The following is a 5,843-nucleotide window of genomic DNA, read 5'->3' on the forward strand; positions in this document are numbered from 1 at the left end:
GCGCTGAGGGCAGGACGAAGTCTATTTGCCTTAACGGCATGCGGAATATATTCCTATTTTGCGGGATGCCGCACCCTCGCCGACACGAAGCCGTTAATATCACCTCGCCAAAATTGAACGACAGGCGTGGCGCCTTGTCTCTGTCGGTCGGGGCGACGCTTTTGGACCTCAAAGTGTCCGCTGCCGACCTCGGCCTGCGGGTTGGTGAACCCGTTGAAATCATCGTTGATCTGATCGCCGCACAAAGCCTTCAGATCATCGGCAGCATCGCGGTGGCATCCGGGGTGGCGCACAACGAGAGCAACACGGTCAACCCGGCAGTGGCGGGCGGGCTGGGCTACATGAGCGTTGGGCTGACCGTCACGCCGACCCAGAACGATGTCACGTTTGGCACGAGCCTGCTGGTTCGGCTCAACATCGCTGCCGGCGTCGGTGCGAATGGCCTGTTCGTGCTCGGCTGGGCTGTCCAGAAGGCCAAGTCACGCCTGACCTACATCGGCGGGGCTCTCCAATCTGCGGCCATGGTGGCGGAGGATGCGCACCCGAAGCTTAACATCGACCCGTTCTTCCGCATTGCGGCCAGCGGCGTCACCAACGACTATGCTGGCAACCCCCTGATCGGAGCATCGGCTGGCGGGTTTCCTCCTGTTCTGGTCAACGCGCCGGCAGGCTCGCCCTTCGGCACCAGGCCATCAAGCTGCCGGCCGGCCACGCTGCACGACATCAAGACGCCCGTAGCCGAAGCAGGGTTGACGGTGGGAGAAACTGTCTGGTGTATCTTCGCCTTCATGGCGGGGAGTGCCCAGTCCATCCAGTTCATCCAATACATTCCGGTGTCGTCCGGGGTGACCCAGACCGCTCAGATAACCAAAACGGTCAATGGCCTGACGTATATTTCGCTGCCCATCGTGGTCACCCAGAACGACGTTGCCTACGGCCTTAATCACCAGCTCCGCATCCTTCCGACAGGGGCCTTGGCCGCGGATGCCTACCTTCTCGGCTGGGCCATCCAGAAGGCACCGGGCCGGCTGATCGATAACCATGGCCGGTTTGACAAACTGGCCAAGGACGTTGCCTCCGTGCCGGCCTCGCAGTTCGCCGGCAAGATCGGTGCGCACTTCGGCGATAGCATCATCGAAAGTGTCATCTGGCCGGGCATCACGCCGACCGCCAAGATTGCCCAGCGCACCGGCATGACGATCACCAACTGCGGCGGCGGCGGTACCCGCATGGCCAACCATGCTGCGAACTATGACAAGTTCTCGTTTTACCGGCTGGCCGATGCCATTGCCTCCGGTGATTTTTCCCAACAGATAGCCGCAGCAACGCTCATCGGAGGCACCTTTCCAGCGATTGCAGCGCGCATGGCATCGGTGGATTACAGCCTGCTGGATTACCTGATCCCCTCGTTCGGCACCAACGACTTCACCGACGCCGGCCCGACGTGCCCCATCGGCACCAATGCGGACATAACCGGGGCGACCTTCAAGGGAGCCATCAACTACGGCATCCAGACGATCATGACCGCCCGGCCGAACCTGAAGCTCATCTTCACGACGCCGATATGGCGGACGCTGGACGGCACTGCGGGAGGAGCCGGAAGCCAGCTGATCGACTACGCCAACGCCATGCTTGAGGTCTGCGCCCTAAACAGGGTGCCAGTGGTCGATCTGTACCGCCGCTTCATCATCAACCAGTTCAACTACGTTCATTGGATGGGTCCTGGAGACGGAACTCACCCTAACAATCTTGGACAGGACCTGATCGGCGGCATGATGGCGGCGGGGCTGTTCGACAACTTCTAAGTTGCGCCTAGACAATCTCGGCGCGGACGAAATGCCATGACGCCGTGTTAATGATCGTGTCCGGGGTGTAGGGATTGGTGAGTTTCACTAGCGTCCCATCAACTTCCGCGACCGTCCAGACGCCAGTTTCGTCGCTCCAGTCGCCCGGAACCGCTACAATCATGGTGATGCGGTAATCTCTTCCGATTTCGAACATTCGGCCCTCCCCAGTTTTTGGTTCGGGGCAGAATGCGCGCGTGCTTGGGTCGGCGCAAGCGTCACCGACCTCGCAGGCGCGGATGGCGTCGACCAGCGCGACAACCGCGCCACGGGCCAGGTGGATGCCATCCTCGACGTGATCTCGAGCAACCTTTTCACGGCGATGGCAAATCTACCCTAGTGGAAGTCAATCTTTTTCGACGGCTGCGCGGTGTGGCTTTTGAGACTGATGAGCGCAGGCGTGTCGATCTTCGACGCTATCCGCCGGGCCAGTTCCCGCAATTCGAAAAAGCCGTCAATACTCATCAGGCTCAACGGTGTGCCTGACGAAGTATCCCACCGCAAAGGTACTTTGTCTTGCCTGTACGAAGATCCGTTCATCTCGCAAATGGCGTCGTAAATCGCCTGTGCGATCGACATTTCGGCACGGATACGCTCTGCGTCTTTTTGGCTGTTCATAAGAATTTTTCCCCAAACCACGGTCCCCCTTAGCCGCTTTCATTAGGTGTCGCTAGATCACGCGGATGTGACACGTCGGATAAAATCGATTGATATGGCCGAGGGAGCGCACGCGGTTTTCTTTGGTCTTCGCCGTGTTGAGCGCCGTGCAAGACTCGTGCCGCGTCCATCTTGATCGCAGCGTTGAATGGGCACTATTCGCAATGTATATTGCGCGCATGAGCACTGCAGCTGACAACAATTTTTTGCTGCCGCCCCCGGCTCCAGCGTATCTGCCGGCGCGCGTCATCGGCGACCCGAAGAAGGCGGCGTAGTGGTCAGCCCGCTTCCGGATCCCGAGGTCGCGGACGAAGCGCCAAGCGAGCCCTACCTCACCCCATACGACAATAAACGCGTCGCCATGTATATGTGGCTGCTGGACGCCGCCTATGACGACGAGGATTGGCGCGTGGTTGCCAGGACTGTGCTGCATATCGATCCCGAGAAGGAACCGAAGCGGGCGCACCGAGCCTGGGAAACTCATCTCGCCCGCGCCCGGTGGATTCTCAAGGAAGGGTACAAGTTCCTGTTCCCGAGCCCCACGACTCACTGACGAGTCTGTCCGTTAGGGCCGAAATTGGGGCCGCAAGAAGATACCGACAAAAGGTTTAATGAAATCAACGGCATCTGGCGGAGGGAGTAACCGTCCGGCTGTTTTTTCGCGCCGACGTCATGCCTTTTCTTCGCACCGGTTAAAGGTTTTGGTTCCCTGGACCAGGAAACATCGATGGGGCTCGCGGTCACCCAGGTGAACCCACCGCATCCACCATGCGCATCAAGCGCACTGGTCAGTCGACGCGACAATACACGAGACCCGCCGCGCAGTGCCTGCAGTTCTTTGAGACTGGCACTGATGAAGGCAAGTGCCTCGCCGCGGTTGGGAACCGGTCCCTTCTTCATAGCACGAACCCTGCTGCCACGAATTGACCCCAACTTAATTAAACGCGCTCTCATGGCGTGAAAGTGACTGTCAGCATTGGAGGCGCGGAAATTTCTCCCAATGCAGATGCTCAGGACGTCCTTCGCACTGCCGGACGGTGCCTTTTTGAAGCGAAACAACATGGACGAAATCGTGTTTCGTTCGTCTATGAAGCCGCCATGTTGCGGGTCGTGACGCCCTAACCTACCGCTGGCCCAGCCCTGACGCTGGCAGAGTATCGCGAGAATGGGGCCTGCCTTCCAACCGATTGCGGATGCACCAACAACCCGGCCACGTACGACGTTTCACAGCCTGGGGCCTATTTTTCAGGTAACCGGCAATTCGTTGGAGTCCGTTCTCCTAAGTGACGCAAAAAGGCCCGCCCCATTGTGTGGAGCAGGCCCTTTGACTTGCGCGGTACTCAGAACTTTGCCGCTTCGCGAAAGATAATAGCGAATGGTAAACATCGACTGAACGTCCGTGCCGCTTCGGTGGCCTTGGGTTAGGTGGGGCCTGTCCTTGTTGCTTGGCGAGATCGGGGCGGCTGATGCCGGCTCAGTGCGACGCGGATTTCGTGCAAACCCCGACAATGCTGCCCCCGCATCGATCACCGCAAGCAGATTGGCCAGCTAAATGTCATCCACTGCAGGGCAAATTCGTTGCTCGCCGGCCGACAAATGCTGGGAGGCACTGCATGCGCGCGCTCGCGCGGACCTGTGGTGAAAGAATTGGCGCCCGGCCGCGATTGATCAAAGTTGGGCCTGCGGACCGAGTGTCACCGCTTGCGATCGTAACATTGATGCGAGTCCGAATTTACTCTTTGGCTCGCGCCCAAGCTGGACGCTCAAGGATGCCGCGTCTTCGCCGATATCCTGACGCTTCAGCCCGGCGACCGGTGGCGCAGAGAAACCTCACGAACGCGAGCCGGATCGCGAGCCAGATCGAAGATGAGCTTTCCACCCCTGCATGGTACCGGAGTCTGGGCCCGTTGGCGCAGGATGGAAGTCGATCCTGATGTACGATGATACACTTCCCGTGCGTCGAGATGGGCGGACTCGAAATGAGGCCGCAGTTCGTCAACGACACCGTTGTCGCTCGGGATTGCCTGCTCGAACAGCAGATGTCCGTAATCGGCCGTCAGGCTTCGAGCTCCTTCGGCTGACTTTTGAGGGCGGCGATGAGTAGCCCCAAAAGAGCCTTCCGCCACCGGAGCAGGAGCGAGAAGTTGTAGCCGGCGGCGGCCAAGACGGCGTCGCCCTGCTGGCGGGCGAGGTAGTTGCGGCCAGCTTCTTTCGCTTCGCGCCACCAACCCTTCGACCAAACCGGTGCCGTGACACCCGTTCCGAGAACAGGCGAGCCGCGCGCCGGTCTATATGCCGCGAAGGACAGACGAGCCAACATCCCGAAACTTGCTTACGTCGAACTCGCGGGAGACCGGCACCAGGGGGCCTGACACCAAGTCCTCGAATGCCCTCGATGTGTGTTCAAGATCCTAGGAAGTTCTCTCCTTACCACTGGAAGACAGCTCGTCCAGCCGCATCTGAACAGGAGGCCGGTGCTCAATCAGTGCCGCGCAGGATGTGCCCGATTGACAGGCATCAGGGAAGCCCAGGTCCTTAGTCCACAACGCTGTGACGAGCGCGACAACCGCGGCGGGGTTAGCCAGCTCACAGTTCAAGTCGATGACTCAACTGTTGCATGGGGAGAGCTCTTACTTCTCATTCGCTCCAAATGCGGACGCGGCGCACGAGCTCAGAAGTTGAGATCCCGTAGCGATCGTGAAGCGTCGGCAGCGCGCCAGCGTCGAGGAACTCGTCCGGCAGGGCGATCTGCCGAAAGACTGGGCCCACTCCCTCCCGCATCAGCAGCGCGGCGACACCTTCGCCCAGCCCACCGATGATGGTGTGGTTCTCGGTCACTATCATTAGCCGTCCCGGACGGCGCGCCGCGGCAAGTATCGTCTCCGTGTCCAGAGGCTTGATCGTCGGAACGTGCAGAACGGCGCAGCCGATCCTGTCGGCTTCAAGCGCCTTCGCCGCCTCCAGCGCGCGCATGGTCATCAGGCCGCTTGAAATGAACAGCACATCCTCACCCTCGCGCAACAGGCGTGCCTTGCCGATTTGGAATGTGTAATCGTACTCGTCGAGCACGACAGGGACCTTGCCGCGCAAAAGCCGCATGTAGACCGGCCCGTTGTAGTCCGCGATCGCCTCCGTGGCCTGTTCGATGTCGAGCGCGTCGCAAGGGTCGATGATCGTCAGGTTCGGCATCCCGCGGAAGATCGCGATGTCCTCCGTCGCCTGGTGGCTGGGGCCGTAGCCGGTCGTCAGCCCCGGTAAGGCGCAGACGATCTTCACATTGAGTTTCTCCTCGGCGATCGCCATGCAGATGAAATCGTAGGCACGTCGCGATGCGAAGACGGC

Annotated in this window: 6 protein-coding genes and 1 pseudogene; 2 read left to right on the forward strand and 5 right to left on the reverse strand. The window is 60.0% G+C overall.

The genetic code is table 11. The features are described 5' to 3' along the window. Positions 1-134: 134 nt before the first annotated feature. Positions 135-1,805 (forward strand): SGNH/GDSL hydrolase family protein, encoded by a 1,671-nt coding sequence (locus NKJ40_RS31420; protein ID WP_352469343.1) that lies wholly within the window; start codon positions 135-137, stop codon positions 1,803-1,805. Positions 1,806-1,812: 7 nt separating this feature from the next. Here the strand turns inward: NKJ40_RS31420 and NKJ40_RS31425 are convergent, their stop codons facing one another. Together NKJ40_RS31425 and NKJ40_RS31430 are read right to left on the reverse strand one after the other, a co-directional pair. Continuing rightward, on the reverse strand, positions 1,813-2,001 hold the full coding sequence (locus NKJ40_RS31425; RefSeq protein WP_023722438.1) for a hypothetical protein: 189 nt from the start codon (positions 1,999-2,001) through the stop codon (positions 1,813-1,815). 179 nt (positions 2,002-2,180) lie between these two features. After that, the gene (locus tag NKJ40_RS31430) at positions 2,181-2,462 is read right to left on the reverse strand and encodes a hypothetical protein (protein ID WP_023722439.1); all 282 of its coding nucleotides are present in this window, start codon (positions 2,460-2,462) and stop codon (positions 2,181-2,183) included. Between the two features lie 313 nt (positions 2,463-2,775). On the opposite strand from NKJ40_RS31430, the gene NKJ40_RS31435 reads away from it, so the two are divergent. Continuing rightward, a complete protein-coding gene (locus NKJ40_RS31435) occupies positions 2,776-3,054 on the forward strand; it encodes a hypothetical protein (RefSeq protein ID WP_023722441.1) in 279 nt (92 codons plus the stop codon). Here NKJ40_RS31435 and NKJ40_RS31440 read toward each other — a convergent pair. The 3 genes and pseudogenes from NKJ40_RS31440 to NKJ40_RS31450 form a co-directional block, all read right to left on the reverse strand. Next, complete coding sequence (locus NKJ40_RS31440) at positions 3,048-3,563, reverse strand: hypothetical protein (protein ID WP_245278754.1); 516 nt, start codon at positions 3,561-3,563, stop codon at positions 3,048-3,050. The two genes, NKJ40_RS31435 and NKJ40_RS31440, sit on opposite strands and share 7 nt — an antisense overlap. Before the next feature lie 994 nt (positions 3,564-4,557). After that, a pseudogene (locus tag NKJ40_RS31445) lies at positions 4,558-4,701 on the reverse strand (IS5/IS1182 family transposase); the annotation flags it as partial. 437 nt (positions 4,702-5,138) lie between these two features. Next, positions 5,139-5,843: transketolase family protein (locus NKJ40_RS31450; RefSeq protein WP_352469344.1), on the reverse strand; the 705-nt coding region annotated here is incomplete at its 5' end.

Source organism: Mesorhizobium sp. M0119 (assembly GCF_040322615.1).
Lineage (GTDB): Bacteria > Pseudomonadota > Alphaproteobacteria > Rhizobiales > Rhizobiaceae > Mesorhizobium.

Bases quoted from the DNA above. Each gene is read 5' to 3' on its own strand.
- NKJ40_RS31425 (WP_023722438.1), bottom strand. From the start codon at position 2,001: ATGTTCGAAATCGGAAGAGATTACCGCATCACCATGATTGTAGCGGTT.
- NKJ40_RS31430 (WP_023722439.1), bottom strand. From the start codon at position 2,462: ATGAACAGCCAAAAAGACGCAGAGCGTATCCGTGCCGAAATGTCGATC.
- NKJ40_RS31440 (WP_245278754.1), bottom strand. From the start codon at position 3,563: ATGTTGTTTCGCTTCAAAAAGGCACCGTCCGGCAGTGCGAAGGACGTC.